This window comes from Methyloceanibacter marginalis, from assembly GCF_001723295.1.
GTDB classification, from domain to species: Bacteria; Pseudomonadota; Alphaproteobacteria; order Rhizobiales; family Methyloligellaceae; genus Methyloceanibacter; species Methyloceanibacter marginalis.
Genome location: NZ_LPWD01000172.1, coordinates 1 through 1,759, shown reverse-complemented (window position 1 = coordinate 1,759; position 1,759 = coordinate 1). Strand labels below are relative to the sequence as shown.

Below are 1,759 nucleotides of genomic sequence, written 5' to 3'. Positions count from 1 at the left end.
GGCATCATCGAGATCGAGCACGAGACACGGCTCGTCCATCTGAATCCAAGTGGCGCCGCTGGCGTGGAGCTTGCGCAAGACGTCCACATAAACAGGAAGGAGCTCATCTATCAGAGAGATCGGATCAAAGCTTTCGTCGGCGCTCTTGCCCAACTTGAGAAACGTTACCGGGCCGACCAGGACGGGGCGGGTTTCGAATCCCAGCGTTTTCGCTTCCTTGAACTCCTTGATTGGCTTACTAGAGGCAAGCGTGAACTCTTGGGTCTTGGAAAACTCTGGGACCATGTAGTGATAATTCGTATCGAACCACTTCGTCATCTCGAGCGCAGGCACTCCATTGGACTTTCCAACGCCTCCTTGGCTCCCGCGTGCCATGGCGAAATAGGTCGCGAGCGGTGTCTCGCCGCCCTTCCAGCCATAGATCTCAGGGATTGCCCCAACCATGACGGCCGTGTCGAGCACTTGGTCGTAGAAGGAGAAGTCATTGGACGGGATGTTTGTGATCCCTAATGCGTTTTGACGCGCCCAGTTCGCTGAGCGGAGCCCTGTAGCAGCGTCGTTCAGAGCCTCAGAATCTGATTTTCCTGCCCAGAACTTTTCGAGTGCGAATTTAAGCTCACGGCGCGGACCAATCCGCGGCGTACCCAGCGTGCTGATTCGAAATGATGAGTTAGACACCGGCAACCCCCTTTATTAGTGGGCAAAGGCCGAGCGGACGCATGCCGGGAACGGGGCGTAGGATACCCGATGCAAGCTCACTACTGGACCCCGCCCAAGGACGTTCAAGACTGTCGAGGCAGGTCTCCTGGCTTGCGGACTGTCGCGTTAGTCGGCCTTCCCGACCATACTTCAGTGGCGTCGTCGACGTCGGCTAGCCGCTTACAGTTGCGGGGCAGGTCCGGCTTTCCGCTTAGCACACCGGATTGCCTCTTGGCTCTGGTGCTCTGGTGTCAGAGAACCACGACGCGGCGAAGTATGAAGATGCTGCGCCGGGCCGTCAATTGGTGAGGGCGCTAGAATCTCAACGTCTACTATTGGCACTTAGCAGACGCGTCTGCAATCTAGGGGTTCGCAGGCATTCACTTCTGGCCGCTAGTGTACCGCGTGGAGTGATCTGGTCATCCCCCGGAGTCTGGGAGTGCAGGCGACTTAGAGCGCTCTTGGCTGTCATTGCATTTCGGGAACCCACGGAGCGACATAGGCGCCGCGGGCGCGTGGCTGGTGACGTTCTGCGTGCTGACCATCGAACTTGCCGGCTGCTTCCTCCCGGTCTGGCGGCGAAGCACATTCCGTCAAAGGTATCGATAACTCTTCCCTGCTTCTAACCATCTTGTTTGACAATTAGGTTTCTATCGAGCTGTCTCTGCATCTCGGGAGCCAGAGGCCGGCGGAGGCGCGAGATGGTAGTCACGACGCGCCTCCTTAGGCGTTTGCCTTTCGACGCTTTTGCTATTTCGCTTCTTTTTCGTTGCATTAAGTCTGCGCTGGCGCTTGGGCTGCTCGGTTGTGTCAGTATCGGTCTCCTCCACATGGTGTGATTCAGTCATTGGGTGATCCTCCATTGGTCCCGATTTGGTGTTTACATGCACTTCAAGCCGCCAAGCATCCAAGCCTATTGGATACGTGACCCATAGTTTAGGACTCTCTGGGTCCAAATTCCGAGCAAAGCTCCATCGAACAATGTCTCGTCGATAGAATGGCGAAGAATCGGCTGACGCGCCTCAACGCGGTGATCTGTCAGGCTAGCTGAGCGCGCGGA

Annotated in this window: 1 pseudogene and 1 riboswitch; the pseudogene reads right to left on the bottom strand. The window is 56.7% G+C overall.

The features are described from left to right. Window positions 1-678, bottom strand: a pseudogene (locus tag AUC71_RS07150) (5-methyltetrahydropteroyltriglutamate--homocysteine S-methyltransferase); the annotation flags it as partial. Window positions 679-778: 100 nt separating this feature from the next. Beyond that, window positions 779-978: riboswitch (cobalamin riboswitch) on the bottom strand. Window positions 979-1,759: the final 781 nt, after the last annotated feature.